26 protein-coding genes are annotated in these 25,768 nt (G+C 73.3%); 15 read left to right on the top strand and 11 right to left on the bottom strand.

Features of this window, described 5'->3' with window-relative positions; all coding sequences use genetic code 11:
* The first annotated feature begins 59 nt into the window (after positions 1-59).
* Positions 60-725 carry a TetR/AcrR family transcriptional regulator gene (locus IE207_RS18050; RefSeq protein WP_190185260.1) on the top strand — a complete coding sequence of 222 codons (666 nt, stop codon included), beginning with the start codon at positions 60-62 and terminating at the stop codon, positions 723-725.
* Positions 726-737: 12 nt separating this feature from the next.
* Here the strand turns inward: IE207_RS18050 and IE207_RS18045 are convergent, their stop codons facing one another.
* The 4 genes from IE207_RS18045 to IE207_RS18030 form a co-directional block, all read right to left on the bottom strand.
* Entirely contained in the window at positions 738-1,700 is a 963-nt protein-coding gene (locus IE207_RS18045; RefSeq protein ID WP_190185259.1) for a pseudouridine synthase, read from the bottom strand.
* A 45-nt stretch (positions 1,701-1,745) separates the two neighbouring features.
* Positions 1,746-3,278 (bottom strand): serine hydrolase, encoded by a 1,533-nt coding sequence (locus tag IE207_RS18040; RefSeq protein ID WP_190185258.1) that lies wholly within the window; start codon positions 3,276-3,278, stop codon positions 1,746-1,748.
* Between the two features lie 508 nt (positions 3,279-3,786).
* Positions 3,787-4,626 carry a siderophore-interacting protein gene (locus tag IE207_RS18035; protein WP_190185257.1) on the bottom strand — a complete coding sequence of 280 codons (840 nt, stop codon included), beginning with the start codon at positions 4,624-4,626 and terminating at the stop codon, positions 3,787-3,789.
* A 49-nt stretch (positions 4,627-4,675) separates the two neighbouring features.
* Entirely contained in the window at positions 4,676-5,581 is a 906-nt protein-coding gene (locus IE207_RS18030) for a 5'-3' exonuclease (protein ID WP_190185409.1), read from the bottom strand.
* Between the two features lie 198 nt (positions 5,582-5,779).
* Here IE207_RS18030 and IE207_RS18025 point away from each other — a divergent pair, with 198 nt between their 5' ends.
* Positions 5,780-6,415 carry a helix-turn-helix domain-containing protein gene (locus IE207_RS18025; RefSeq protein WP_373304722.1) on the top strand — a complete coding sequence of 212 codons (636 nt, stop codon included), beginning with the start codon at positions 5,780-5,782 and terminating at the stop codon, positions 6,413-6,415.
* Positions 6,416-6,420: 5 nt separating this feature from the next.
* On the top strand, positions 6,421-7,140 hold the full coding sequence (locus tag IE207_RS18020; protein ID WP_373304721.1) for a helical backbone metal receptor: 720 nt from the start codon (positions 6,421-6,423) through the stop codon (positions 7,138-7,140).
* On the opposite strand, the gene IE207_RS18015 is transcribed toward IE207_RS18020, so the two are convergent.
* Positions 7,137-8,255 carry a TDT family transporter gene (locus tag IE207_RS18015; RefSeq protein WP_190185256.1) on the bottom strand — a complete coding sequence of 373 codons (1,119 nt, stop codon included), beginning with the start codon at positions 8,253-8,255 and terminating at the stop codon, positions 7,137-7,139. The two genes, IE207_RS18020 and IE207_RS18015, sit on opposite strands and share 4 nt — an antisense overlap.
* A gap of 70 nt (positions 8,256-8,325) precedes the next feature.
* On the opposite strand from IE207_RS18015, the gene IE207_RS18010 reads away from it, so the two are divergent.
* Positions 8,326-9,249, top strand: coding sequence for a LysR family transcriptional regulator (locus tag IE207_RS18010; RefSeq protein ID WP_190185255.1), 924 nt, complete (start codon positions 8,326-8,328; stop codon positions 9,247-9,249).
* Between the two features lie 125 nt (positions 9,250-9,374).
* On the opposite strand, the gene IE207_RS18005 is transcribed toward IE207_RS18010, so the two are convergent.
* The 3 genes from IE207_RS18005 to IE207_RS17995 form a co-directional block, all read right to left on the bottom strand.
* Positions 9,375-10,106, bottom strand: a complete 732-nt coding sequence (locus tag IE207_RS18005; RefSeq protein ID WP_190185254.1) for a gamma-glutamyl-gamma-aminobutyrate hydrolase family protein — start codon at positions 10,104-10,106, stop codon at positions 9,375-9,377.
* Between the two features lie 44 nt (positions 10,107-10,150).
* Complete coding sequence (gene eat / locus IE207_RS18000; protein WP_190185253.1) at positions 10,151-11,620, bottom strand: ethanolamine permease; 1,470 nt, start codon at positions 11,618-11,620, stop codon at positions 10,151-10,153.
* 160 nt (positions 11,621-11,780) lie between these two features.
* Positions 11,781-12,527 carry a FadR/GntR family transcriptional regulator gene (locus IE207_RS17995; protein ID WP_190185252.1) on the bottom strand — a complete coding sequence of 249 codons (747 nt, stop codon included), beginning with the start codon at positions 12,525-12,527 and terminating at the stop codon, positions 11,781-11,783.
* Positions 12,528-12,604: 77 nt separating this feature from the next.
* Between IE207_RS17995 and IE207_RS17990 the strand changes: the two genes are divergently transcribed.
* The 4 genes from IE207_RS17990 (at position 12,605) to IE207_RS17975 (ending at position 17,591) form a co-directional block, all read left to right on the top strand.
* The gene (locus tag IE207_RS17990; protein WP_190185251.1) at positions 12,605-13,978 is read left to right on the top strand and encodes a glutamine synthetase family protein; all 1,374 of its coding nucleotides are present in this window, start codon (positions 12,605-12,607) and stop codon (positions 13,976-13,978) included.
* 40 nt (positions 13,979-14,018) lie between these two features.
* A complete protein-coding gene (locus IE207_RS17985) occupies positions 14,019-15,389 on the top strand; it encodes an aldehyde dehydrogenase family protein (RefSeq protein ID WP_190185406.1) in 1,371 nt (456 codons plus the stop codon).
* A 6-nt stretch (positions 15,390-15,395) separates the two neighbouring features.
* Positions 15,396-16,190, top strand: coding sequence for a 3-oxoacyl-ACP reductase (locus IE207_RS17980; RefSeq protein WP_190185250.1), 795 nt, complete (start codon positions 15,396-15,398; stop codon positions 16,188-16,190).
* Between the two features lie 105 nt (positions 16,191-16,295).
* Positions 16,296-17,591, top strand: a complete 1,296-nt coding sequence (locus tag IE207_RS17975) for a haloacid dehalogenase-like hydrolase (protein ID WP_229873795.1) — start codon at positions 16,296-16,298, stop codon at positions 17,589-17,591.
* Between the two features lie 15 nt (positions 17,592-17,606).
* Here IE207_RS17975 and IE207_RS17970 read toward each other — a convergent pair whose 3' ends face one another.
* Positions 17,607-18,110, bottom strand: coding sequence for an FBP domain-containing protein (locus tag IE207_RS17970; protein WP_190185249.1), 504 nt, complete (start codon positions 18,108-18,110; stop codon positions 17,607-17,609).
* 99 nt (positions 18,111-18,209) lie between these two features.
* Positions 18,210-19,403 carry an amino acid deaminase/aldolase gene (locus IE207_RS17965; RefSeq protein ID WP_190185248.1) on the bottom strand — a complete coding sequence of 398 codons (1,194 nt, stop codon included), beginning with the start codon at positions 19,401-19,403 and terminating at the stop codon, positions 18,210-18,212.
* Between the two features lie 155 nt (positions 19,404-19,558).
* Here IE207_RS17965 and IE207_RS17960 point away from each other — a divergent pair, with 155 nt between their 5' ends.
* The 3 genes from IE207_RS17960 to IE207_RS17950 are packed head-to-tail and all read left to right on the top strand — an operon-like array spanning position 19,559 to position 22,265.
* Positions 19,559-20,347: a hypothetical protein gene (locus IE207_RS17960; protein WP_229873794.1), complete on the top strand. Its 789-nt coding sequence runs from the start codon at positions 19,559-19,561 to the stop codon at positions 20,345-20,347.
* Positions 20,344-21,522, top strand: coding sequence for a type VII secretion-associated serine protease mycosin (gene mycP / locus IE207_RS17955; RefSeq protein ID WP_190185247.1), 1,179 nt, complete (start codon positions 20,344-20,346; stop codon positions 21,520-21,522). The genes IE207_RS17960 and mycP overlap by 4 nt, the downstream gene beginning before the upstream one ends.
* A gap of 2 nt (positions 21,523-21,524) precedes the next feature.
* Entirely contained in the window at positions 21,525-22,265 is a 741-nt protein-coding gene (locus tag IE207_RS17950) for an SseB family protein (RefSeq protein ID WP_190185246.1), read from the top strand.
* A 130-nt stretch (positions 22,266-22,395) separates the two neighbouring features.
* Here IE207_RS17950 and IE207_RS17945 read toward each other — a convergent pair whose 3' ends face one another.
* Positions 22,396-22,782: a DUF1844 domain-containing protein gene (locus IE207_RS17945; RefSeq protein WP_190185245.1), complete on the bottom strand. Its 387-nt coding sequence runs from the start codon at positions 22,780-22,782 to the stop codon at positions 22,396-22,398.
* 356 nt (positions 22,783-23,138) lie between these two features.
* Between IE207_RS17945 and infC the strand changes: the two genes are divergently transcribed.
* The 4 genes from infC to IE207_RS17925 all read left to right on the top strand — a co-directional run bounded on the left by infC (position 23,139) and on the right by IE207_RS17925 (position 25,711).
* The gene (infC, locus tag IE207_RS17940) at positions 23,139-23,873 is read left to right on the top strand and encodes a translation initiation factor IF-3 (RefSeq protein WP_190185244.1); all 735 of its coding nucleotides are present in this window, start codon (positions 23,139-23,141) and stop codon (positions 23,871-23,873) included.
* 102 nt (positions 23,874-23,975) lie between these two features.
* Positions 23,976-24,170 (top strand): 50S ribosomal protein L35, encoded by a 195-nt coding sequence (gene rpmI / locus IE207_RS17935; RefSeq protein ID WP_030387121.1) that lies wholly within the window; start codon positions 23,976-23,978, stop codon positions 24,168-24,170.
* Positions 24,171-24,273: 103 nt separating this feature from the next.
* The gene (gene rplT, locus IE207_RS17930) at positions 24,274-24,660 is read left to right on the top strand and encodes a 50S ribosomal protein L20 (RefSeq protein ID WP_007263143.1); all 387 of its coding nucleotides are present in this window, start codon (positions 24,274-24,276) and stop codon (positions 24,658-24,660) included.
* 190 nt (positions 24,661-24,850) lie between these two features.
* On the top strand, positions 24,851-25,711 hold the full coding sequence (locus tag IE207_RS17925) for a TrmH family RNA methyltransferase (RefSeq protein ID WP_190185243.1): 861 nt from the start codon (positions 24,851-24,853) through the stop codon (positions 25,709-25,711).
* Positions 25,712-25,768 lie beyond the last annotated feature (57 nt).

Here is a 25,768-nt window from a genome sequence, read left to right as displayed (position 1 = left end):
AGGCCGGATCTCATCTCTTGCCATGATCGATCGGACGTGTCCTGTGCGACGATCGGCACATGAGTGGGGGAACGGACGAAGGGCCGAGACGGGTCGGCCGGCCACGCGCCGATCAGCACGGACGGCACAGCGGCCGGCCGCCGCGCGAGGAACTCCTGTGCGCGGCGGCCGAGCTGTTCACGGTGCGGGGCTACGCGGCGACCACCACGCGGACCGTCGCCGAACGGGCCGGAATGCGCCAGGCGACGATGTACCACTACTTCGGCGGGAAGGAGGAACTCCTCGCCGAACTACTGGAGTCCACGGTCGCGCCCTCACTGACGCTGGCCCGCCGGCTGCTGGCCGACAGTGCGCGGCCCGCCGCCCGGAGGCTGTGGGAGCTGTGCCGCTCCGATGTACTGCTGCTGTGCGGTGGCCCGTACAACCTGGGAGCGCTCTACCTGTTGCCGGAGGTGGGCGGTGCCCGTTTCACCCGGTTCCACCGGATGCGCGACGAACTGCGCGGAGCCTACCGGGAGTTGCTCCGGACCACCTCCGTCGGGACCGAACTGGCCGGTGACCGGGCCGGACTGGCCCTGCGCAACGACCTCGTCTTCGGCCTCATCGAAGGCGTCATGCTCATCCACCGCTCCGACCCGGCACGGCCGGTCGCGGCCTTCGCGGAAGCCGCTGCGGACGCGGCGCTGCGCGTCGCGGGGGTCAGGGAGAAGCCGTCAGGCCCTTGAGGCCGCCCGGGTTCAAGGGCCGGCCTCCCAGCCGGGCAGGTCGTCCCAGGCCCGCAGGGTCAGGCCGCTCTCCAGCCGGTGGTCGGTGCCGGTCAGGGGGTCGGTGAACGCGAGCCTGCGGGCCAGGAGTTGGAGCGGGCGCCGGTAGTCCGCCGGGTCCGCGGCCTGTGCGACCACCGGATAGACCGGGTCGCCGAGGATCGGCAGGCCCAGCGCGTTCATGTGCACCCGCAGCTGATGGGTGCGCCCGGTGTGCGGCGTCAGGCGGTAGCGGCCCAGCCCTCCTCGGGTGTCGACGAGTTCGACGAGGCTCTCCGCGTTCGGTTCGGCGCCCGCGACCTCCACCGCCGCCATCTCGCCGCGGACCTTCTCGATGTGGCTGCGCACCGTACGGGGAAGGGCGACCCGCGGATCGTGCGGTGCGATGGCCTCGTACTCCTTGAAGACCTTGCGCTGCTCGAACAGCGACTGGTAGGCGCCCCGGTCCTCGGGACGGATGCTGAACATCACCAGTCCGGCGGTCATCCGGTCGAGGCGGTGCGCCGGGCTGAGGGCGGGCAGGTCCAGCTCCACGCGCAGCCGCGCCAGGGCGGTCTGGAAGACGTGGCTGCCGCGCGGTGTCGTGGCCAGGAAGTGCGGCTTGTCCACGACCAGGAGGTGCTCGTCGCGGTGGACGACACGGATCGGGAACGGCACGACCGGCTCGGGGGGCATGTCCCGGTGGAACCACAGGAACGCGCCCGGCTCGTACGGGTCGCGGGGGCGCAGGACGCGCCCGCCCGGGCCGAGGACCCGGCCCGACTCCAGCAGCCGCGCCATGGACTCGGCGCCGCGGGTACCGGCGTAGCGGGCGGTGAGGTAGGCGCCGAGGTCCGGCCACAGTCCCTGCGGGTCGGGGGGCAGCCGCAGCCGGACCGGGTCGATGCCGGCCAGCTGGGGCAGGGGAGCGGGAGGGATGTGGGATCTGCGGCTCATCGGGGTCCAGCGTAGGCGCTGCACGGGTGACTGCCGGCCGGGCTGCTACCGGCGGGCGAAGGTGCCCAGGTGGCCGGCGTCCAGGTACTCGATGCGCAGGGCGCCGTCGGTGAAGGTGGCGCCGGTACGGCCCACGGCGAGCTCGCCCCGGGTCTCGAAGCTGAACGTGTCGCCGTCGTAGTGGGTGAGGGGGTAGCGCTGCGGCGCCGGGCCGAGGGAGAGGGTCAGGCCGCTGCCGTCGGGGTTCGCGGTGACGGTGGCCTTGCCGTAGTACGGGTTGTCGTACGTACCGGTGTACGCGGAGTCCGCCTTGGCGGGTTTCGCGGTGGCGGGAGGGTGGGCGTAGTCGGTGCGGGAGCGGCCCGCCTCGTCCATCTGGGCGTAGAGCCCGCCGAGCACCCCGAGCCAGTCGGTGGTCACCTTGCCGTGCTCGGCGAAGTCGAAGAAGTCGAACGCGACGGCGTCGGCGAGACCGACCGGGGCGCCGTTGGTCAGGACGACGATGCCGAGCCGTTCCAGGGGCAGCATCGTGACGTTGGTGTTGGCGCCGAGTTCGAAGGCCCCGGAGTGGCTCAGGCGCACCCGGCCGGCGCCGTCGTAACCGACGTTCCAGCCGAGCCCGTAGAACGAGCTGCTCCCGGTGGCGTTGACGGGCTGCGAGACGATCTCGGGGATGTGGGTGCGGGCGAGGGTGTCGGCGGGGATGATCCGCTTGCCGTCGAGGGTGCCGCCGGACAGCTGGAGGCGCATCCAGCGGGCCATGTCGCGGGCGGTGGAGCTGACGCCGCCGGCGGGGGCCTGGGCGTCGGGGTCGCGGACGAAGCGCGGGCTCCAGGTGCCGTCGGGGTTCTTGACGTGGGTGGCGGCGTGGTCGGGGGCGTGGGCGAAGGCGCTGAACTCGGTGCTGGTGCGGGTCATGCCGGCGGGCTTGAAGAGGGTGTCGTCGGCGAGCTTCTGCCAGCTGACGCCGTGGGCCCTGGCGATGGCCTCGGCGGCCGCGGTGAGGCCGAAGTTGGTGTAGGCGTAGCTCGCGCGGAAGGGCGTCAAGGGCTCCAGGCGCAGGTGGTCGAGGATGTAGGTCCGGTCGTAGCCGAGGTCTTCGAGGAGGTCCCCGGCGTGATCGGGGAGGCCGCTGCGGTGGGAGAAGAGGTCGGCCGTGGTGACGTGGTCGGTGACCCAGGGGTCCTTGAGCGCGAAGCCGGGGAGGGGGACGTGGTCGTCCCACTGGGCGGGGTCCTTGAGGACACCGGCGACGACGGTGGAGGAGATGGGCTTGGAGAGGGAGGCGACCTGGAAGACGGTGTCGGGGCCGACGGTCGCGGGCTCGCCGGTCTTGCGGACGCCGAAGCCTTTGAGGTGGATGACCTTGTCGTTGTGGACGACGGCGACGGAGACGCCGGGGACGCCGGTGCGGGACATCATGGCGGTGACGGTGGCGTCGAGGCGGGCCACGGCCGTCTCGACGGCGGCGTCGGTGAGGAGGGGGTGCGGGGGTGGAGGCGGGGCGGGGGCGGCGGCGGCCGTTGTGGTGAGGAGGGTGGCCGCCGCGGCGGTGGCGAGTGCGTGGACGGTACGCATGGGGTCAGTGTCCCGCTGAACGGGTTCCCCCGCCTGGGGGCTGCGCCGCTGCGGGTCCCACCCGGCTGCGCCGGGCCTTCCGGGGCTCCGCCCGGGTGGGGCTGGGTGGGGTGCGGCGCCGTTGCGCGGAGCGTCCCCGGCTGCGCCGGGCTCTCCGGGGCTCCGCCCCGGGCCCCGCGCCTCAAACGCCGGCGGGGCTGAAATGGGGCCGCGTGCCTCAAACGTCGGCGGGGCTGAAGCGGGGCCCCGCGCCTCAAACGCCGGCGAGGCTGAAATGAGGCTCCGCGCGTCAAGCGCGGGTGGGGCTGAAATGGGGGCCCGGGCCTCATGCGCGGGTTTGGCTGGGGGGGTGCGGCGCCGTTGCGCGGAGCGTCCCCGGCTGCGCCGGGCCTTCCGGGGCTCCGCCCCGGGCCCCGCGCCTCAAACGCCGGCGGGGCTGGAATGGGCCCCGCGTCTCAAGCGCCGGTGGGGCTGAAACGGGGGGCTCGGGGCGCAGGTGGGGGGCTGGTCAGGCGGCTGCGGCGGGTTCTTGGTCGGCTTCGATCTTGGCGTTCCAGTCGCGTTTGATCGCGCGCCAGGCTTCGTCGGTTTGGCCCAGGCGCCAGTAGCCGGAGATGGAGAGGCGTTCGCGGGGAATGCCGCGGGTCACGCGGAGGTGGTGGCGGAGGTCCCGCACGAAGCCCGCCTCGCCGTGGACGAAGGCGTGGACGTCCCGGGAGGGGAACTCCAGCGCCGAGACCGCCTCCACCAGCGCCTCGCCGATCGGGCGGTCGCCGCGGTGGAGCCAGACCGGGACGACGCCGTCCGGGGTGGCGATCTTCTGCTCGTCGGCGGGGCCGTCGACCTCCACGAACGCGTGCACCACCGCACCCGCCGGCATCCGCTCCAGCGCCGCACCGATCGCCGGCAGCGCGCTCTCGTCGCCCGCCAGCAGGTGCCAGCCCGCCGTCGGCAGCGGAGCGTACGCGCCGCCGGGGCCGAGGAAACGTACCTCCTCGCCCGGCTCGACCGCGGCCGCCCAGGGCCCGGCCAGGCCCTCGTCACCGTGCACCACGAAGTCGAGCGCCAGCTCCCGCTGCACCGGGTCCCAGCTGCGGACGGTGTACGCGCGCTGGCGCGGCCACTCCTCGCGGGGGTGCTCGGCGCGGATCCGGTCCAGGTCCCAGGGCGACGCGTAGTCGACGCCCTCGGGGGCGAAGAGGAGCTTCACGTAATGGTCGGTGAACTCGCCCGCACCGAATCCGGCCAGCCCGTCACCGCCCAGCACCACGCGGACCATGTGCGGCGTCAGCCGCTCCGTGCGTACGACGACGGCGGTGCCGACTGTGCGGGCGCGTCCTTCTGCCACGGCGTCTCCCCTGACTCCCCAGAAACTTAGGTTCCCCTAAGTTAGCACCTCAACGGTGCAGCGCGCTGCTTAGCCGGGTCACGGCTCCGCCCAGACCCCACCGGCGGGCCAGCGCCTCGACCATCTCGGGCTGGGCCGGCGCCGCCGGGAGCGCCGGGTCGAACGGGGGCAGCGGGACGTCCGAGGCGACCTTGACCACCTTCGGGGCGACCGCCAGGTACGCCCGGGATTCGTCCAGCCGCTTGCGCTGCGCAGGCGTCAGCTTCGACCTCGGGTCGTCGATCGCCGCGATGATCCCCGGCAGGCTGCCGAACGCGTCCAACAGCTTCGCCGCCGTCTTCTCGCCGATCCCCGGCACACCCGGCAGGCCGTCGCTCGGGTCGCCGCGCAGCAGCGCCAGGTCCGCGTAGCCGGGCCCGTCCACCCCGTACTTCTCCCGCAGCCACGCCTCGTCGGTCACCTGGAGCGAGCCCACGCCCTTGAGCGGGTACAGCACGCGCCGCTGCTTCTCGTCGTCGATGAGCTGGTACAGGTCGCGGTCGCCGGTGACGATGTCCACCGGGCCGGTGGCGCGGGCCGTGAGGGTGCCGATGACGTCGTCCGCCTCGTACCCGGCGACGCCCACCCGCGCGATCCCGAACGCGTCCAGCGCCGCCTCGATGATCGGCACCTGCGGGGTCAGGGTGTCCGGCGTCTCCTCGACGTCGGGGCCGCTCTCCGTCTCCTGCGCGACCCGGTGCGCTTTGTAGGAGGGGATCAGCTCCACTCGCCACTGCGGCCGCCAGTCGGCGTCCATGCAGGCCACCAGGTCGTCCGGGCGGTGGTCCTGGACCAGTCGCCCGATGAAGTCGAGCAGACCGCGCACGGCGTTGACGGGCGTGCCGTCCGGGGCCTTCACGGAATCCGGCACGCCGAAGTACGCGCGGAAGTAGAGGGAGGCGGTGTCCAGGAGCATCAGGCGTCGTGTCGTCACGCTGACGATGATGCCGCAGCCGCCCCGTCGGCCGCCGGGTGCGGCCGGTCCTGCCGTGAACGCGATTCCGGGGGCGGTTGCTGCGTAAGGTGCTTACAGCACACCGATGTGCGACGAGTGGCCCAGGGCATCCGACCCCGGTCCGCGTCGGACAAACCCTTAGGGGAGGGCAGCCCCGACATGAACGGCAAGGACGGCAGGGACGGAAAGATCGGCACGGACGGCAGGGACGAGAAGGAGAAGGACGCCAAGGAGCAACCGCTTCGGGTGGGCGTCGCCGTACGCAAACGGCGTCGCGCCCTCCACCTGACCCTTGCCGTCGTGTCGGCGCGCAGCGGCCTGTCCGTCCCCTTCCTGAGCCAGATAGAGAACGAGCGGGCCCGGCCCAGCATGCGTTCCCTGGAGCGGGTCGCGGACGCCCTGGAGACCACGGCCGTCGAACTGCTGGCCGCCTCCGACACCGCCCGTACGGTGGACCTCGTACGGGCCGGGGACGACTCCGGGCTGACGCCCGCCCCCGGCGTGCGTCCCCTCGTACGGGGGCACCACCAGCTGCACGCCCTGGAGTTCAGCGGGGACCAGGACGCGGGCCGCGAGTACCAGCACCGCAACGACGAACTCATGTACGTGGTCGCGGGCGCCTGTCAGGTGGAGGCCGAGGGGCGGGCGTACCGGCTGGAAAGCGGCGACGCGCTGTTCCTGTCCGGTGGTGTGCGCCACCGCTGGCGGGCCGTGAGCGAGGACACCCGGATCCTGGTGGTGGCGGTGGGGGAGCACATCCACGCCACGTCCGAGCCGCCCTCGCCGGAGCACTGAGCGGCGTGCGGCGCGTCGTCTCACTGGTGCCGTCGCTGACCGAGGCGGTGGCGGTGAGCGCGCCGGGCCGGCTCGTCGGGGTGACCGACTGGTGCACGCACCCCGAGGACCTCGGGGACGCGGTACGGATCGGCGGGACGAAGAACCCCGACGTGGCCGCCGTCATCGGGCTGCGCCCGGACCTGGTCATCGCCAACGAGGAGGAGAACCGGCCCCCGGACCTCGCCGCGCTGGAGGCGGCCGGGGTGCGGGTGCTGGTGACGGAGGTCCGGACGCTGCCGCAGGCCTTCGCGGAACTGGACCGGGTGCTGGTCGGAGCGCTGGGCCTGGTCCGGCCGGGCTGGCTGGGCGAGGCGGAGGCGGCGTGGGCCCGCGTGGAACCGCTGCCCGCGGCGCGGGCCGTCGTACCGGTGTGGCGGCGGCCGTGGATGGCCTTGGGCCGGGACACCTTCGCCGGGGACGTGCTGGGCCGCCTCGGAGTGCACAACGTCTACGCCGGCCACGCGGAGCGCTACCCGCGGTTCCGGCCGGACGAACCCGCGGTGGCGGGCTGCGACCTGGTGGTCCTGCCGGACGAGCCGTACCGGTTCACGGCCGGGGACGGCCCGGAGGCCTTCCCGGGCCTGCCGGCCGCGCTCGTGAGCGGCCGGCATCTGACGTGGTACGGGCCCTCGCTCGTGCGGGCTGCGGCGGTGCTGGCCGAGGCTCTGCGGGGGGCCGGTTAGCGGGGCAGCAGCCGGCCGGTGAACAGGCCGCGCAGGGTGTGGGTGGCGGCGGCGAGCCAGGTGGCCAGCAGCGTCAGGAACAGGGCGGTGGCCAGCCACGAGAAGGCGGTCAGGCCGGTGTGGCGGGCCAGGCCGGTGGCTCCGGTCACGCAGGTGCCGACGGGGAAGGTCAGCGCCCACCAGGTCATCGCGAACCCCATGCCGGCCCGGGCCGCCCGGGCCAGCATCGCGGCGGCGAGGACCAGCCAGAGCAGGGCGAAGCCCGTCACGGGCACCCCGTACACCACGGCGAAGGCGCCGAACGCGTGCGCGTAGGGGGCGCCGATCGACAGGGGGGCCATGTCGGCGAGCTGGTTCACGGCGGTGGTCGACTGGCCGAGGGGGCCCAGGACCAGGAACAGGGTGGGGGTCAGCGCCAGGGGCAGCGGTCCGCCGACGATCAGGCGACCGAAGACCAGGGGCAGCATCAGCAGGGTGGCCAGCAGGCTCACGCCGAACAGGGCGTAGCAGGCCAGCAGCATCGCCTCGCGGGCCTGGCCGGCGGGGAGGTGGGGGATGAGCAGGGGGCCGAGGGCGGCGGAGACCATGGGGGAGACCAGGGGCAGCAGCCACACGGGACTGGCCTGGCTCAGCTCGACCCGGTGCCGCACCACCATCAGGTAGGGGACCAGCACGGCCATCAGCAGGCCGGCAACGGTTCCGGCGGTGTACAGCACGGCGTCGGCGGCGACGGCCGCCGGGGCGCCGATCACGTCCTTGCCGACGAGCAGGGTGCCGGCGCCGACGGCCAGCAGGGCCATGGCCGCACAGCCGTAGAAGGGGGCCACGGCGGGGTCGAGGAGGTGGGCGCGTGCCTGGTCGCGGTGGTGGAGCCAGTGGCCGGCGCGGGCGGTGAGCAGGACGGCGAGGGCCGCGGCGGACAGCGCCCAGACGAGCTGGCAGGCCACGCGCTGACCGGGGAGCTGGTACGGGAGGGTGGTGCCCGCGTTGGCGACGATGGCCGTGCCCATGACGCAGGCGTACCAGTTGGGGCCGAGGTGGCGGAGCGCGGGGGCCTTGTGGGCGCGGAGCGCGGGTGCGGGGGTGGTGCGGGGTAGCACATGGGTGGTGGCCATGGACTCAGCGTCCGGGCGGGGGGCGGGTGGGGGCAGAGGGCGGTTCCGTATGACGGCATAAACTGCGTTTATGGGTAACGAGGAAGTGGTGCCACTGGCGCACCGGGTGCCGGACCTGGGCGCGCTGGAGCTGTTGCTCGCGGTCGCACGGGTCGGCAGCCTCAGCGGGGCGGCCCGGGGGCTGGGCATCACCCAGCCGGCGGCGAGCAGCCGGATCCGGGCGATGGAGACCCGGCTCGGGGTGGCGCTGGTGGACCGTTCGCCGCGCGGGTCGACGCTGACGGCGGAAGGCGCGCTGGTCACCGACTGGGCCCGGCGGGTGGTGGAGGCGGCCGAAGCCTTCGACGTGGGCGCGCAGGCGCTGCGGGGGCGGCGGGATTCGCGGCTGAGGGTCGCGGCCAGCATGACGATCGCGGAGTACCTGCTGCCCGGGTGGCTGATCGCGCTGCGCGGGCAGCGGCCGGGGACGGCGGTGTCGCTGCACGCGGGGAACTCGGCGATCGTGGCCGGGCTGGTCCTCGCGCACGAAGCGGACCTGGGGTTCGTGGAGGGGCTGTCCGTACCCGAAGGGCTGGACTCGGTGGTCATCGCGCAGGACCGGCTGGTGGTGGCGGTGGCGCCGGGGCACCCGTGGGCGCGCCGCTCGCGCGGGGTGGAGGCTGCGGAGCTGGCGGCGACCCCGCTGATCCTGCGGGAGCGGGGGTCGGGGACCCGGCAGGTGCTGGACGCGGCGCTGGCCGCGGCCGGGGGGCTGGCGCAGCCGCTGCTGGAGCTGGCGTCCACCACCGCGGTGAAGTCGGCGGCGCTGAGCGGGGCGGGGCCGTGCGTGCTGTCGGAGCTGGCGGTGGGGGACGAACTGGGGTCCCGGCGGCTGGTGGAGGTGCCGGTGGCCGGGACGGGGCTGGCGCGGGCCCTGCGGGCCGTCTGGCCGACGGGCGCCCGTCCGGCCGGTCCGGCCCGCGACCTGCTCTCCCTGACCCGCCGCCCCGCGTGATCGCCCGCGTGCTGTTCCCGGCGGCGGACCGGGCAGGGGCCGCCGGGGACGGCCGGCCCGTGCGGCCTTGCGTCCCTGACCCGCCGCCCGGCCCGGCCGGCCCGAGCCCGGCGTGATCGCCCGGGTTACAGCGTCGCCGGGGCGAGGGACGGGGTCGGGGTGGTGAGGTTGAACTCCGCCGCCGCGTCGATCAGGGCCGCCATCACACGGGTGTCCTTGTCGCGCTCCGGGTGCCACTGGACGCCCACCACCCAGCGGTCCGGGTCCGGGAGTTCGATGGCCTCGACCGTGCCGTCCAGCGCGTGCGCCGAGACGACCAGCCCCTCGCCGAGGCGGTCCACCGCCTGGTGGTGGTAGGTCGGGACCTCCGCCTCCTCCGGGACCAGCGCCGCGTAGCGGGTGCCGGCGACCGGTCGGACCGGGTGCCAGGACGTGACGCCCGGGGTGTGCACGTGGCCGTCGATGTGCTGGATCAGCGTGCCGCCCAGGGCCACGTTCAGCGCCTGCATGCCCCGGCAGATGCCGAGCAGCGGGGCACCGGACGCCAGCGCGGCCCCGATCAGCGCGAGCTCCCACGTGTCACGGACCGTCGCGGGTGCGCCCGTACGCGGATCGCGGGCGGCGCCGTAGCGCACCGGGTCCACGTCCGGTCCGCCCGCGACGACCAGGCCGTCCACCCGGCTCAGTACCTCGCCCGCCCGGGACGGCTCGTCCGGCGGCAGCAGCACGGCCGTACCGCCCGCAGCCTGGACGAGCTCGTAGTACCCGGAGGGGACGAGGGACGTGGCGAGGTCCCACACGCCGTAGCGGGTGGACTCCTCCACATAGGTGGTGATGCCGATGAGCGGCCTGGGCACGGTTCTACCTCCAGGTGGGCGGGATCCGAGTCAGCGTCAGGATTTCAGTCGCGGGTCAATTCCGCCTCGGCTTCGGCCAGCGCCGCGAACTCCTCCTCGGGCGCGGAGGCGACCAGACGGTGGCGGCTGTAGAAGGCGAAGTAGGCGAGGGCGACGGCGTACACGGCCAGCGCGATGAACGCCGCGTCCTTGTCCACCAGGAAGGTGGCGACCAGCGCCGACAGGGCCAGGACGAACGCCACCGAGGAGGTGACGGCCCCGCCCGGCGTGCGGTACGGGCGCTCCAGGCCCGGCTCGCGGCGCCGCAGCACGATGTGCGACAGGGCCATCAGGGCGTACGAGATGGTCGCGCCGAACACCGCGATGTTCAGCATGCGCGGGCCGTTCCCGGTGGCGGCGGCCAGGGCGAAACCGATCGCACCGGGGATCAGCAGGCCCAGGTAGGGGGCCTTGCGCTTCGAGGTGAGGGACAAGAAGCGCGGCAGGTAGCCGGCCCGCGACAGTGCGAAGAGCTGGCGGGAGCCCGCGTAGATGAGCGAGAAGAAGGAGGCGACGAGCCCGGCGAGCCCGGCGTAGTTGACGAAGGTCTTGAGCCAGGACAGCCCTGGTTCGCCCTCCAGCGCGACGACCAGCGGGTTGCCCGCGTCCTTGATGGCGTCCGCGCCGCGTGCGCCGGTGGAGGCCAGGAAGGTCATCAGGGCCAGCAGGACGAGGATGCCCATGGAGATCGACAGCGCGCGGGGCATCGAGCGCACCGGGTCCTTGGCCTCCTCGGCCGCCAGCGGGACGCCTTCCACGCCGAGGAAGAACCACATTCCGAAGGGGAACGCGGCCCAGATGCCGAGGAACCCGAGCGGCAGCCACGAACTCGCGCCCGCGGCGCCGGTGTCGACGGCGATGTCGTCGAGGCGGGAGGGGTCGAACTCGGTGAACGCGCCCAGCGCGAAGACGATGAGGGCGAGGACCGCTACGGCGGTGACGACGAGCGAGAAGCGCAGGGCCTCGCCCACCCCCCACAGGTGGATGCCGATGAACACGGCGAAGCAGGCGAGGTAGACGGGCCAGCCGGAGGTCAGGCCGAAGAGGTGGAGCGACTCGACGTAGTCGCCGATGAAGATGGAGATCGCGGCGGGCGCCAGGATGTACTCGATGAGGATCGCCGTGCCGGTGAGGAAGCCGCCCCAGGTGCCCAGCGCCCGGCGGGCGAAGCCGTAACCGCCGCCCGCGGTGGGCAGGATGGCCGACAGCTCCGCGAGCGAGAACACCAGGCAGGCGTACATCGCACCCATCAGGGCGGTCGCGATGGCGAGGCCGCCGAACCCGCCCTGGGCGAGGCCGACGTTCCAGCCGGAGAAGTCGCCGGAGACGACGTAGGCGACGCCGAGGCCGGTGAGCAGGAGCCAGCCGGCGCTGCCGCGGCGCAGTGTGCGGCGTTCCAAGTACGTGTCCGGGGCCTGTGCGGCCTTGGTGGTTACGGGCGCGGCGGTCAGCCGGGCCTCGGTGTCGTCGGCCATGTGCGCTCCTGCCTGGGGCAAGGTGGTGCAACGGGTGATGGGGGTGAGGCACGCAAAGGTTGTGAGGCGTACCTTTGCGTCATGCGGGTGGAGCGCGCAAGACCCTGGCGTTAAAGAGGGGTTACGAAAGGCTCTCGGCCGCAAGGCCCCCGTGGGCGGCTCACGTTAGGAAGCCCCGCAGCAGGGCGGCCGTGCCGCAGCAGTGCTCGCGCATCGTCTCGCGGGCCGAGTCCGCGTCCCGTTCCAGCACCGCCTCGACGAGCGCGGTGTGCTGCTGCTGGGAGTGTTCGAGGTTGCGCACCAGCAGCGGGATGCAGTCCAGCAGTTCGTTGACGGTGGCCCGGACGGCCGCGTACTGGGCCGTCAGGGTGGGCGAGCCGGCCAGTTCGCACAGGGTGAGGTGGAACAGGGTGTCCTGGCGCCGGTACTCCTGGAGCGGGGCGTCGTGGGTGGCCGCGAGGGCGGCCAGCAGCCGTTCCGTGCCCTCCTCGGTGAGCCCGTGCGAGGCGCACAGGCCGGCCGCGCCCACTTCGAGGACCTCGCGGAACCGCAGCGCGTCCTCGATGTCCACCCCCGCCACCCGGCGCCGCAGCTCCTGCTCGGCGCCGTCCGCCGGTGTGTCGGGGCGCGCGCGTACGAACGTCCCGCCGTAGCGGCCGCGCCGGGCCTCCACCAGACCCTGGTCCTGGAGTACTTTCAGCACCTCGCGCAGCGTGACCCGGCTGATGCCCATCCGCTCGGCCAACTCCCGCTCGGGCGGCAGTCGTTCCCCGCCCGGCACCAGACCCAGCCGGACCACCTGGAGGATCTGCTCGAGCGCCTCCTCGAAACCGTTGCCCGCCCGCACCTGCCGCAGCACGGGATTCAGCCGCGCGACCGCGTCGCCCTCACTCGCCGTATCGGTCATCTGGGCTCCACCCCTTCCCAAGCAATGGTTCTGTTCAATACCTTAGGCCCCCTCGGCTCACCGAAGGAGAGATTCCAGTGGTAGACCGCAAGCCCCCGCTCGCGCCCGAGGAGCTCCGCTCCCTGGTCGCCAGTGGCGAGATCGACACAGTCGTCCTGGCCTTCCCCGACATGCAAGGGCGGCTCCAGGGCAAGCGGTTCGCCGCACAGTTCTTCCTCGACGAGGTCCTCGACCACGGCACCGAGGGCTGCAACTACCTCCTCGCCGTCGACACCGAGATGAACACCGTCGACGGGTACGAGATGTCGTCCTGGGACCGCGGCTACGGCGACTTCGCCATGCACGCCGACCTCGCCACCCTGCGCCGCCTCCCGTGGAACCCCGGCAGTGCCTTCGTCCTCGCCGACCTCGCCTGGAACGACGGCTCGCCCGTCGTCGCCGCTCCCCGCCAGATCCTGCGCCGCCAGCTGGAGCGCCTCGCCGAACACGGCTACACCGCGATGGTCGGCACCGAGCTGGAGTTCATGGTGTTCAAGGACACCTACGAACAGGCCTGGGATTCCGGCTACCGCGGCCTGACCCCCGCCAACCAGTACAACATCGACTACTCCGTCCTCGGCACCGGCCGCATCGAGCCCCTGCTGCGCCGCATCCGCAACGAGATGCAGGCCGCCGGCCTGGTGGTCGAGTCCGCCAAGGGCGAGTGCAACCTCGGACAGCACGAGATCGTGTTCCGCTACGACGAGGCGCTCACCACCTGCGACCAGCACTCCCTCTACAAGACGGGCGCCAAGGAGATCGCCGCCCAAGAAGGCGTCTCGCTCACCTTCATGGCCAAGTACGACGAGCGCGAGGGCAACTCCTGCCACATCCACCTCTCGCTCACCGACGCCGACGGACACAACGCGATGGCCGGCGACGGAGACGACCGGGAACACGGCATGTCACCCGTGATGCGCCACTTCCTGGCCGGTCAGCTCGCCGCGCTGCGCGACTTCTCCCTTCTCTACGCCCCGAACATCAACTCGTACAAGCGTTTCAGGCCCGGATCCTTCGCCCCCACCGCCGTCGCCTGGGGCGCGGACAACCGGACCTGCGCCCTGCGCGTGGTCGGCCACGGCCGCTCCATGCGCTTCGAGAACCGCCTCCCCGGCGGCGACGTGAACCCCTACCTCGCCGTCGCCGGACTGGTCGCGGCCGGGCTCTACGGCATCGAGAACCGCCTCGAACTGCCCGAAGCCTGCACCGGCAACGCCTACACCGCCGACTACGCACACGTCCCCGCCACCCTGCGCGAAGCCGCGGAACTCTGGGAGACCAGCGAGATCGCCAAGGCCGCCTTCGGCCCCGAGGTCGTCGCCCACTACCGCAACATGGCCCGCGTCGAACTCGACGCGTACGACTCGGCGGTCACCGACTGGGAACTGCGCCGCTCCTTCGAACGCCTGTAACTCCCCCTACGCACACCCTGTGAGGAACCACGTGTCCGATGTGCTGGCCCCTCCCGCTCTGAGAGTGCTGAACCCGGCCACCGAGGAACTCGTCGCCACCGTCCCGGCCGCCACACGGGACGACGTCGACGCCGCCGTCACCAGAGCCGCCGCGGCACAGCGCGGCTGGGCCGCCGCGGCCCCGGCCGACCGGGCCAGGCTGCTGCGCCGCTTCGCCGCGGTGGTGGACGCGCACACCGAGGAACTCGCCCTGCTGGAAGTCCGCGAAGCCGGCCACACCATCGGCAACGCCCGCTGGGAAGCGGGCAACGTACGCGACCTCCTCGACTTCGCCGCCGGGGGAGTCGAGCGGCTGTCGGGCCGCCAGATCCCCGTCGCAGGCGGAATCGACGTCACCTTCCTCGAACCCCTCGGCGTCATCGGCGTGATCGCCCCCTGGAACTTCCCCATGCCGATCGCCGGCTGGGCCCTGGCACCCGCCCTCGCCGCGGGCAACGCCGTCATCCTCAAGCCCGCCGAGACCACCCCCCTCACCGCACTGCGCCTCGCCGAACTCGCCCTCGAAGCCGGGATCCCCGAGCACCTCTTCCAGGTGCTGCCCGGCCTGGGAGCCGTCACCGGTGACGCCCTCGTGGAACACCCCGGAGTCGCGAAGATCGTCTTCACCGGCTCCACCGCGGTCGGCAAGCAGATCATGGCCAAGTGCGCCGACCGGGTGAAGCGGCTCACCCTCGAACTCGGGGGCAAGAGCCCCAACATCGTCTTCGCCGACTCCGACGTCGAGGCCGCGGCGGCCGCCGCCCCCATGGCCTTCCTCGACAACACCGGCCAGGACTGCTGCGCCCGCACCCGGATCCTCGTCCAGCGCTCCGTCTACGACCGGTTCCTGGAACTCGTCGCCCCCGCCATCGAAGCCGTTCGCGTGGGCGACCCCGCCGACGAGAAGACCCAGATGGGCCCGCTGATCTCCCGGACCCAGCTCGAACGCGTCAGCGGGTACGTCACCGACGACCTCACCACCATCCGCGGCACCGCCCCCGAAGGGCCCGGCTTCTGGTACCCGCCGACCCTCGTCACCGGCGTCGCCCCCACCGCGCCCGTCGCCGTGGAGGAAGTCTTCGGCCCGGTGGCCGTCGTCCTGCCCTTCGAGGACGAGGAGGACGCCGTACGCCTGGCCAACGCGAGCGACTACGGCCTCTCCGGCTCCCTGTGGACCCGCGACATCGGCCGCGCCCTGCGCGTCTCGCGGGCCGTCGCCGCCGGGAACCTGTCCGTCAACTCCCACAGCAGCGTCCGCTACTGGACCCCCTTCGGCGGCTACAAGCAGTCCGGCCTCGGCCGGGAGCTCGGACCCGACGCCCTGACCGCATTCACCGAGACCAAGAACGTCTTCATCAGCACGGAGGCCTGAAAACCCATGTCCAGTCGAGTCAACGAAGAACTCATCTGCCGCCGCCTGGTCGGCCGTACCGCCGTCATCACCGGCGCCGGCAGCGGCATCGGCCTCGCCACCGCCCGCCGCCTCGCCTCCGAGGGCGCCAACGTCGTCTGCGGCGACATCGACGAGACCGCCGGCAAGGCCGCGGCCGAGGAAGTCGGCGGCACCTTCGTCAAGGTCGACGTCACCAGCCCCGAGGACGTCGAAGCCCTCTTCAAGACGGCCTTCGACACCTACGGCTCCGTCGACATCGCCTTCAACAACGCCGGCATCTCCCCGCCGGACGACGACTCCATCCTCACCACCGGTCTGGAAGCCTGGAAGCGCGTCCAGGACGTCAACCTCACCTCCGTCTACCTCTGCTGCAAGGCCGCCCTGCCCTACATGCAGCGCCAGGGCCGGGGCTCGATCATCAACACCGCCTCCTTCGTGGCCGTCATGGGCGCGGCGACCTCCCAGATCTCCTACACCGCGTCCAAGGGCGGCGTCCTCGCCATGTCCCGCGAACTCGGCGTGCAGTTCGCCCGCCAGGGCATCCGGGTCAACGCCCTGTGCCCCGGGCCCGTCAACACCCCGCTGCTCCAGGAACTGTTCGCCAAGGACCCCGAGCGGGCCGCCCGGCGCCTGGTGCACATCCCGCTCGGCCGGTTCGCCGAGCCGACCGAGATCGCTGCCGCCGTCGCCTTCCTCGCCAGCGACGACTCCTCCTTCATCAACGCCACCGACTTCCTCGTGGACGGCGGTATCTCGGGCGCGTACGTCACGCCCCTGTAGCAGCTCCCCACCCCTGTGCCATCGCGGCCGCCGGGCGTCGCGCGACGCCCGGCCGCCGTGCTCGGCCGCCCCCGACGACCCCCCGGAACAGGAAGGTCCACGCCAGTGACCCGACCCACCCGCGCAGGGCGGCTCCAGGCCGTGACCGCCGCCGTCACCCTCTGCGCCGGCGCCCTCGCGGCCGGCGCCCCCGCCGCCGGGGCCGCGCCCGCCGCACGCTGCACCACCCCGCGGCTCACGGGCGGCTGGTACGGGGACAACCGGGCGCGGCTCCAGCAGCTGATCGACCAGTACGGCACGTGCAACCCGTACCGCCCCGCCCGCACCAAGCCCGTCGCCGTCTTCGACTGGGACAACACCGTCGTCAAGAACGACGTCGGCGACGCCACGATGTACTGGCTGCTGCGCGGCGGCAAGATACGCCGGCCCGCCTCCGGCGACTGGTCCGCCACCAGCCGCTACCTCACCCCGGCCGCCGTCCGGGCCCTCGCCGGCGCCTGCGACACCCTTGCCCGCCCCGGCGCCCCACTGCCCACCGGCACCGCCGCCGGCGCGGCCTGCGCGGACGAGGTACTGGCCGTCTACGGCACCGCCGCCACCCGGGCCGGCGCCCCCGCCTTCGCCGGCGCGGACCACCGTACGGTCGAACCGGCCTACGCCTGGCTGGCGCAGCTGACACACGGCTGGCGCCCCGCCGAGGTCCGTGCCTTCGCGGCCGCCGCGCGGGCCGAGAACCTGGCGGCACCGGTCGGCGCCACCCAGCGGGTCGGCAGCACCACCGCCACCGCCTGGGTCCGCTACTACGACCAGCAGCGGGACCTGATCCACGGTTTGCGGCAGGCCGGCTTCGACGTGTGGATCACCTCGGCCTCGCCCCAGCCCGTCGTGGAGGTCTGGGCCGAAGGCGTCGGAATCTCCGCGGACCACGTCATCGGCATACGCAACACCACCACCCCCGGCGGCAGGTTCACCCCCCATCTGCGGGGCTGCGGGTCGGTGAAGGACGGCGCGGACACGATGATCACCTACATCGACGGCAAGCGCTGCTGGATCAACCAGGAGGTCTTCGGCGTCCGGGGAGCGGCCGCCGAGAAGGTCCAGCCCGCCGCCCGGCGCCAGGTCTTCGCCGCGGGCGACTCCGACACCGACGTGTCGTTCCTGCGCGACGCGACCGCCCTGCGGCTCGTCCTGAACCGGAACAAGAACGAACTGATGTGCCGCGCTTACGACAACAGCGACGGCAAGTGGATCGTGAACCCGATGTTCATCGAACCGAAGAAGCAGAAGAGCGCCCCGTACCCGTGCGCGACGACGGGCTACGTCGACCACGACGGCACCCCGGGCCCCGTCCGCCGGGCCGACACGAGCGTCGTCCCGGACCAGACGGACTCGGTCTACTAGGTCTACCAGAGGGCGTCAGCCGGTGACCTTGGCGGCGAAGGCGTCCAGGTTCGCCTCGGCGCGCGCGACGCGCTCCTCCAGGGACAGCGTCTCCTCGTAGCCGCGGGTACGCAGCTTCGGCTGCCGCTTGCCCCGCATGTAGAGGGAGCACGCCAGGTCGGCGCAGAGGTACGTACCCACGCTGTTGCCCTCCCGTCCGCGAGCCCCCGCCAAGGGGGCGACGAGGAGAGCGACGCCGGAGGAGGCGTGCCCCGTCAGGCATATCTGACAAATGCTGGACTTGAAGGCGCCCGCCCGGTTCGCGCCCGGGACCCGCAGCGTGATGCCGACGGGGGAACCGTCCGTACCGGGGCGCACGATGTGGGCGCGCAGCGGCGCGCCCGGGTCCACCCACCCCAGGAAGTCCAGGTCCTCCCAGGGCAGTTCGGCGAAGTCCAGGGGCAGCTTCAGCCGGGTCGCCTCGCCCTTGCTGCAGTTCACGAAGGACGAACGGATCTGTTGTTCGGTGAGCGGGTCCATGGACGGCACGTTACGTGCCGGTACGCCCCCCGGTCATCCGGAATTTCCCCGGGCCCCGGTGGGCTGCGGTCCCGGGAGGCCCACCGGCGGCGGACGCGGTCACAGGAAGGTGCGGCCCTCGCCCCGGTAGGTCGGGACGGTCGCGCCCACCCGGTCGCCCTCGACCAGGTGCAGCACGTCGAAGCGCTCGCACAGTTCGCCCGCCTTCGCGTGACGGAACCAGACCCGGTCCCCGATCAGCAGGTCGTCGGCCGGACCGCCCAGCAGCGGCGTCTGCACCTCGCCCGCGCCCTCCTGCGGGTCGTAGCGCAGACCCCGCGGCAGGTACGGCTGCGGCAGCCGGTCCGCTCCGGCCGCGCCCGAGGCCGGGTAGCCGCCGCCGAGCACCGTCACCACCCCGACGCCGGGCCTGCGCACCACCGGCTGGGCGAAGAGCGCCGCCGGGCGGCCCCGGAACGAGGTGTAGTTGTCGAACAGGCGCGGCACGTACAGCCCCGACCCGGCGGCGATCTCGGTGACCGCCTCCTCCGCGGCGGTGTGCTGCACGCTGCCGGTGCCACCGCCGTTGACGAACTCCAGGTCCGGGACGACGGCCCGCACCGCCCGTACCGCCTCGGCGCGGCGGGCGGCGAGCTCCTTGCGCGCCGCGGCCTGCATCAGCCGGATCACCCGGGAGCGCACGGGGCGTCCCGTGAGGAGGTCACCGACCCCGGCGACGTGGCCCTCGTAGCCCATCAGCCCCACCACCCGGAACCCCGGACGGGCCGCGACCGCGCGGGCCAGCGCGGCGAGCTGGGCCGGCTCGCGCAGCGGCGAACGGCGGGCTCCGACGCGGATCCTGCCGCCGAGCAGGTGCAGGGCGGTGTCCAGCTCCAGGCAGACCCGGACCTCCTGGGTGCCCCCGTCGCGGGAGCGCTCGATCAGCTCCAGCTGCGCCGGGTCGTCGACCATCACGGTGACGGCGGCGGCGAGCTTCGGGTCGCCGGCCAGTTCGGCGAAGCCGGCGCGGTCGGCGCTCGGGTAGGCGAGGAGCACGTCCTCGAAACCTGAGCGGGCCAGCCAGATGCTCTCCGCGAGGGTGTACGACATGATCCCGGCGAACCCTGGCCGGGCCAGCACCCGCTCCAGCAGCGCCCGGCACCGCACGGACTTGCTGGCCACGCGGACCGGCTTGCCGCCGGCGCGGCGGACGATGTCGTCGGCGTTGGCGTCGAACGCCTCCAGGTCGACGATGGCCAGCGGCGCGTCGAGGTGGGCGGTGGCCGCGTCGTACCGGGCACGGTCGGAAGTCATGGCGGCAGCCTGCCACGTGGGTGTACCCGTGGGTAGGGGTCTGCCGGGGCCGGGTTCGGCCGTCCCGCGCACGGGGGGACGCCACCGGGCGGCCCGCGCGACCTCGTAGAGTACGGACAAGGCCGCAGCGGACGAACGGGGGGCACAGCCGCCGGATGACGACGTCTACACCGCTGCCCGCGGACCTCACCGGACCCGAAGCGGCCCCGGCCGCGCCCCGCAGCCCCGCCCGCCTCACGGCCGCCGTGCTCTGCGCCCTGCTCGGCACCGGCCTCACCGCCGGGGCCGCCGCCACCGCCTGGAGCGACCACCGCGCCGCCCGGCGCCCAGTACCCGCCGAAGCCGCCTACCGGGCGGCCGCGTCGCTGTGGCGCAACGCCCCGGCCGACCGGCTCTTCCCGCCCCTGCTCGACGGCGCGGGCGACGGTCCCGGCGGCGCCGACCGGACCTGGACCCGGGTCGCGCTCGCCCCCGACGCGGACTGCGGCCCCGCCGCCCTCGGCGCCGACTGGCGCACCGCCCTGGCCCCCACCGGCTGCGCCCGCGTCCTGCGCGCCACCTACACCGACTCCACCCGCAGCTCCCTGGTCAGCGTCGGCCTCGTCTTCACCACCGCCGACCCCGCCACCATGAACGGACTGCGCGGGCACCTCCCCGCCCCCTCCGCCTACGGCTTCACCGACTCCCAGCGGGCCACCTGGACCGCGAGCGTCGTCCCCGTGGCCCCGGCCGTCGTCTACGCCGTCTCCGCCTTCGCCGACGGCCGGGTCCAGGACGCGCCCCAGGCCGCCGAGGAGGCGGCCCGGCCCGGCGCCACCGGAGCGCCCGCCCAAGCGGGACTCGGTCACGAGGCCAAGGCCGTCGCCGGGCGGATCGAACGCACCGTCGAGGAGCTCGCCGCCCCGCCCGCATCGCACCGCACGGACCCGGAACCCGCCCGATGAGCCGGCCCCGCACGGCCGCGGTCCTGACCCTCGCCGCCCTCCTCACCGCCGCCACCGCCCACCCCGCGGCCGCCGACACCATCCGCGACCGCCAGTGGGGCCTGCTCACCCTGCGCGCCGAGGAGGCCTGGGGCACCACCCAGGGCGAGGGGATCACCGTCGCCGTCCTCGACACCGGCGTCGACGGGACCCACCCCGACCTCACCGGCCAGGTCCTCGACGGAGCCGACCTCGTCGCCATGGGCGCCGGCCGCGGCGACCGCGCCTGGGCCCGCCACGGCACCGCGATGGCCGCCATCATCGCCGGGCGCGGCCACGGCCCCGACCGCGCCGAAGGCGTGCTCGGCGTCGCCCCGCACGCCAAGATCCTCCCGGTCCGCGTGATCCTGGAGGAGAGCGACCCCGGCCGCGCCAAGGCCCGCGACACCAAGTCGGGCGCCCTCGCCGAAGGCATCCGCTGGGCCGCCGACCACGGCGCCGACGTCATCAACCTCTCGCTGGGCGACGACAGCGAGTCCGCCCACCACGAAGCCGCCGAGGACGAGGCCGTCCAGTACGCCCTCGGCAAGGGCGTGGTCGTCGTCGCCTCCGCGGGCAACGGCGGCGAACACGGCGACCCCGCCTCCTACCCGGCCGCCTACCCCGGGGTGATCGCCGTCGCCGCCGTCGACCGCAGGGGCAAGAAGGCCGACTTCTCCACCCGCCACTGGTACGCCACCGTCAGCGCCCCCGGCGTCGACGTGGTCATCGCCGATCCCGACCGCGCCTACTACGAGGGCTGGGGCACCAGCGCCGCCGCCGCCTTCGTCTCGGGAACGGTGGCCCTGGTCAAGGCCGCCCACCCGGGCCTGTCCCCGGCGCAGATCAAGAAGCTGCTCCGGGACACCGCCTCGGACGCTCCGGCCGGAGGCCGCGACGACTCCCGCGGCTACGGCACCGTGGACGCCGCCGCGGCGCTCCAGGGCGCGGCGAGGCTCCGCCCGGAAGCCGCGCTGCCCACGCCCGTCGCCGCCGGGCGCACCTACTTCGGGCCCGGACCGGAGCCGGCCGGCCGCTCCGAGCGCCGGCCGCGCCTGGGCGCCCCGGAGGCGGCCGCCGCCGGTGTGGCGCTGCTCGCGGTGGCCGCGGTACTGGCCCGGCGCCCGCGCGGCCCGCGGCGGGATAGGGTCGGTTAACTGTGGCGAACAAGAACATTCCCGACCCCGGTTTCTCCGACGACGACGGCTCCGCCGATCCCGCACTGAGCGCGGCCCTGGCCGCCTGGGCGCAGGACCGCTCGCGCGAACCGCAGGTGCTGGCCGCCCTCAAGGGCGCCCGCCTGCTGGTGCCCGTCGTCGCCATGCTCGGCGAGGTCGAGACCGACCCCGAGACGGGCCTGCGGCGCGAGAAGACCAGCGACATGGCCGTCCCGACCCTGACCGCGGGCAACCGCCGGGCCCTGCCGGCCTTCACCTCCACGGCCTCCCTGGCGCTGTGGGACCCGGCGGCCCGCCCGGTGGCGGTCCCGCTGCACCAGGCCCTGGCGGCCGCCGCGCACGAGAAGGCCGACACGGTCGTGCTCGACCTGGCCGGTCCCGTCCCGTACCAGCTCACCGGCCCGGCCCTGCTGGCACTCGCCGAGGGGCGCACGGATGCGGACCCGCTGGCCGACCCCGCCGTGCGCGAGGCCGTGCGGGCGGCGGTGGCGGGGGAGCCCGAGGTGCTGCGCGCCCATCTCGGCCCGGGGAGCCCCGGATCCGACGGCACCCTCGCGATCGTGCCGGCCTCCGACGCCGTCGGCCCGGCGGCCGCCCGTCGGGTCGCCGAGGCGCTCGCGGCCGATGAGACCCTGCGCGGCAGGCTGGTGCGCGGGCTGGACCTGGCCCTGCTGCCGTCGGCCGCCGCACCGCCGCCGGGGGAGCCGCTCTTCACCCGCTGAGGCCGGGCAAGGAGGCCGTCCGGGCCGCCCACGACCACGGGGTGCTGCGCAGGCCACATGGGAAGGGCCGGGACAGCCGCTGAGGCGGCGGTCCCGGCCCTTCCCGTTCGGTGCGTGGGGGAGTGCGGGGTTACCCGTACACCGGACCCGTGAACTTCTCGCCCGGCCCCTGGCCCGGCTCGTCCGGCACGATGGAAGCCTCGCGGAAGGCCAGCTGGAGCGACTTGAGGCCGTCGCGCAGCGGGGCCGCGTGGAAGGAGCTGATCTCGGTGGCGCTCGCGGTGACCAGGCCGGCGAGGGCGGTGATCAGCTTGCGGGCCTCGTCGAGGTCCTTGTGCTCGGAGTCGGGCTTGTCCAGGCCCAGGTTGACCGCCGCGGCGCTCAGCAGGTGCACGGCCACCGTGGTGATCACCTCGACGGCGGGCACGTCCGCGATGTCGCGGGTCATGGCGTCGTAGTCGGGAGCGTCCGGGGTGGGGCCGGCCTCGGTGGCGGGGGTGGGGGTCGCGTCAGTCATGCTCCACACGATAAGCCGGGCCGCGCCGGCCGCGGACCGCCCGGCTCCGGGTGAGCGGCTCTGGCGCGGAATGCTATATTGGGCTACGACCGGCCGGAGACCTGTGTCCCCGGCCCACAAGTGGAGGCTCCGATTCTCCCACCTGACCGCCTTCTGGGGCGGCGGGTCACCGGTCTGGTGGTATCCATCGTTCCGTACGGACGATGGAAAGCCGCCCGAGTCTGCGCCCCGCGGTTCGCACGCGACGGTGCTCCGGTTGTGTTGGAGCCCCTGCCTGTGTCCCGGCGGGGCTTTTTTCATATCCCGCCGAGGCCGGTCTGACGACACCAACGTCAACGGCTGTCTGCCAGACAGTCGTGTGGTGCTACCGAGGAGGATCCATCAGCACCGAGCCCCGCATCAACGACCGGATTCGCGTTCCCGAGGTACGACTCGTCGGTCCCAGCGGCGAGCAGGTCGGCATCGTGCCGCTTGCCAAGGCGCTTGAGCTCGCGCAGGAGTACGACCTCGACCTGGTCGAGGTCGCGGCGTCCGCACGCCCGCCGGTCTGCAAGCTCATGGACTACGGCAAGTTCAAGTACGAGTCGGCCATGAAGGCCCGTGAGGCGCGCAAGAACCAGGCGCACACGGTCATCAAGGAAATGAAGCTCCGGCCGAAGATCGACCCGCACGACTATGACACCAAGAAGGGTCACGTCGTTCGGTTCCTCAAGCAGGGCGACAAGGTCAAGATCACGATCATGTTCCGTGGTCGCGAGCAGTCCCGGCCGGAACTCGGCTACCGACTGCTGCAGCGCCTCGCTTCGGACGTCGAGGACCTCGGGTTCATCGAGTCGAACCCGAAGCAGGACGGCCGAAACATGATCATGGTTCTCGGTCCGCACAAGAAGAAGACCGAGGCGATGGCCGAAGCCCGCGAGGCGCAGGCCGCCCGCAAGGCCGAGCGCCAGGGCGTGGCCCCTGCCGGCGAGGAGGAGGCTTCCGAGGAAGCCGACATCGCCGTCGAGGCCGACGCCGACGAGGCAGACGTCTCCGCCGAGGCCGCCTCCGACGAGGCGGACACCTCCCACGAGGCATCTGCCGAGGCCTGATCCCGAGGCAGCCCGTCTCGGAATCACCGACACAACATGACGCTCCCGTGAGCCGGTCCCCAGGACCGGCGGGAGCGCCACCGACGAGGAGATAACGGCGCTATGCCGAAGAACAAGACGCACAGCGGTTCCAAGAAGCGCTTCAAGATCACCGGCTCCGGCAAGGTGCTCCGTGAGCGCGCCGGCAAGCGCCACCTGCTCGAGCACAAGTCGTCCCGTGTCACCCGCCGCCTGACCGGCACCGCGGAGATGGCCCCCGGCGACGCCGCGAAGATCAAGAAGCTTCTCGGCAAGTGACGTACTCCGCTCCCCTCGCCGGGAGCGGTACGTCGAGACCGGGACCCCATCTGAATTCGGGCCGTGTGAAGACACCCACGGCCCCGCTACAAGGAGTTAAAAAGTGGCACGCGTCAAGCGGGCAGTAAACGCCCACAAGAAGCGCCGGGCGATCCTCGAGGCGGCCTCCGGCTACCGCGGTCAGCGTTCGCGCCTGTACCGCAAGGCCAAGGAGCAGGTCACCCACTCGCTGGTCTACAACTTCAACGACCGCAAGAAGCGCAAGGGCGACTTCCGTCAGCTGTGGATCCAGCGCATCAACGCCGCTGCCCGCCAGAACGGCATGACCTACAACCGCCTCATCCAGGGTCTCAAGGCCGCCAACATCGAGGTGGACCGCAAGATCCTCGCGGAGCTGGCCGTCAACGACGCCAACGCGTTCGCCGCGCTCGTCGAGGTCGCGCAGAAGGCCCTCCCGGCCGACGTCAACGCCCCGAAGGCCGCTGCCTAAGGACTGGCCGGCCGCGTAAAAGCAGTCGGCACCCACGGACCCGCAGGCGAATCGCCTGCGGGTCCGTGTGCTTTCGCCCCGCGCGACGGGGCCCCCGAGAACCCCGCTCGTCTCCGGCCGGCCGGGCCCCCGTGGCCGCCGCTCACGCCGGAGCCGCGCACCGGACACCCGAGAAAGAACCGCTGACGCCATGGGCACCCCCGCCGAGCTGATCTCCCCCCGGTCCCCGCGGGTGGCCGCCGCCAGGCGCCTGGCGCGACGCAACTTCCGCACCAAAGAGCGCCGGTTCATCGCCGAGGGCCCGCAGGCGGTCCGCGAGGCCGTCGAGCACCGCGGCCCCGGGGGCACCTCGACCCTGATCGAGCTGTTCGCCACCGTCGAGGCCGCCGAGCGGTACGCCGACATCGTCGAAGCCGCGCTGCTGGCCGGGGCGCGCGTGCACTACGCCTGCGACGAGGTGCTCGCCGAGGTCTCGCAGACCGTCACCCCGCAGGGTCTGGTCGGCGTCTGCCACTTCCTCGATTCGCCGTTCGAGGACATCCTGGCGGCCGGCCCCAAGCTGGTCGCCGTCCTCGCGCACGTCCGCGACCCCGGCAACGCCGGTACGGTCCTGCGCTGCGCGGACGCGGCCGGTGCCGACGCGGTGGTACTGACCGACGCCTCGGTGGACCTGTACAACCCGAAGTCCGTACGGGCCTCCGTGGGCTCCCTCTTCCACCTCCCGGTGGCGGTCGGGGTGCCCGTCGAGCAGGCCGTGCAGGGGCTGCGGGCGGCGGGCGTACGCATCCTGGCTGCCGACGGGGCCGGGGAGGACGACCTCGACGCGGAGCTGGACGCGGGCACCATGGGCGGCCCGACCGCCTGGGTCTTCGGCAACGAGGCGTGGGGCCTGCCGGAGGAGACCCGGGCGCTGGCCGACGCCGTCGTACGCGTCCCGATCCACGGCAAGGCGGAGAGCCTGAACCTCGCCACGGCCGCCGCGGTGTGCCTGTACGCGTCCGCGCGTGCACAGCGGGCGTCCGGAGGGTGCCGCTCCGTGACCCGCAGCTAGTAATGTGGCGGCCCGGGGGGCCCACTGCGGTACTCGGAGATGTGGGGTAGCGGGGAC

The organism is Streptomyces cirratus, assembly GCF_014650775.1.
Lineage (GTDB): Bacteria > Actinomycetota > Actinomycetes > Streptomycetales > Streptomycetaceae > Streptomyces > Streptomyces cirratus.
This window is presented reverse-complemented; position numbering and strand designations above follow the sequence as displayed.

What these genes read in the sequence shown, in the direction of transcription:
- IE207_RS18050 (WP_190185260.1), top strand. Translation starts at nt 60, where the DNA reads ATGAGTGGGGGAACGGACGAAGGGCCGAGACGGGTCGGCCGGCCACGC.
- IE207_RS18045 (WP_190185259.1), bottom strand. Translation starts at nt 1,700, where the DNA reads ATGAGCCGCAGATCCCACATCCCTCCCGCTCCCCTGCCCCAGCTGGCC.
- IE207_RS18040 (WP_190185258.1), bottom strand. Translation starts at nt 3,278, where the DNA reads ATGCGTACCGTCCACGCACTCGCCACCGCCGCGGCGGCCACCCTCCTC.
- IE207_RS18030 (WP_190185409.1), bottom strand. Translation starts at nt 5,581, where the DNA reads ATGCTCCTGGACACCGCCTCCCTCTACTTCCGCGCGTACTTCGGCGTG.
- IE207_RS18025 (WP_373304722.1), top strand. Translation starts at nt 5,780, where the DNA reads ATGAACGGCAAGGACGGCAGGGACGGAAAGATCGGCACGGACGGCAGG.
- IE207_RS18015 (WP_190185256.1), bottom strand. Translation starts at nt 8,255, where the DNA reads ATGGCCACCACCCATGTGCTACCCCGCACCACCCCCGCACCCGCGCTC.
- IE207_RS18010 (WP_190185255.1), top strand. Translation starts at nt 8,326, where the DNA reads ATGGGTAACGAGGAAGTGGTGCCACTGGCGCACCGGGTGCCGGACCTG.
- eat (WP_190185253.1), bottom strand. Translation starts at nt 11,620, where the DNA reads ATGGCCGACGACACCGAGGCCCGGCTGACCGCCGCGCCCGTAACCACC.
- IE207_RS17995 (WP_190185252.1), bottom strand. Translation starts at nt 12,527, where the DNA reads ATGACCGATACGGCGAGTGAGGGCGACGCGGTCGCGCGGCTGAATCCC.
- IE207_RS17980 (WP_190185250.1), top strand. Translation starts at nt 15,396, where the DNA reads ATGTCCAGTCGAGTCAACGAAGAACTCATCTGCCGCCGCCTGGTCGGC.
- IE207_RS17970 (WP_190185249.1), bottom strand. Translation starts at nt 18,110, where the DNA reads ATGGACCCGCTCACCGAACAACAGATCCGTTCGTCCTTCGTGAACTGC.
- IE207_RS17965 (WP_190185248.1), bottom strand. Translation starts at nt 19,403, where the DNA reads ATGACTTCCGACCGTGCCCGGTACGACGCGGCCACCGCCCACCTCGAC.
- IE207_RS17960 (WP_229873794.1), top strand. Translation starts at nt 19,559, where the DNA reads ATGACGACGTCTACACCGCTGCCCGCGGACCTCACCGGACCCGAAGCG.
- mycP (WP_190185247.1), top strand. Translation starts at nt 20,344, where the DNA reads ATGAGCCGGCCCCGCACGGCCGCGGTCCTGACCCTCGCCGCCCTCCTC.
- IE207_RS17945 (WP_190185245.1), bottom strand. Translation starts at nt 22,782, where the DNA reads ATGACTGACGCGACCCCCACCCCCGCCACCGAGGCCGGCCCCACCCCG.
- rpmI (WP_030387121.1), top strand. Translation starts at nt 23,976, where the DNA reads ATGCCGAAGAACAAGACGCACAGCGGTTCCAAGAAGCGCTTCAAGATC.
- IE207_RS17925 (WP_190185243.1), top strand. Translation starts at nt 24,851, where the DNA reads ATGGGCACCCCCGCCGAGCTGATCTCCCCCCGGTCCCCGCGGGTGGCC.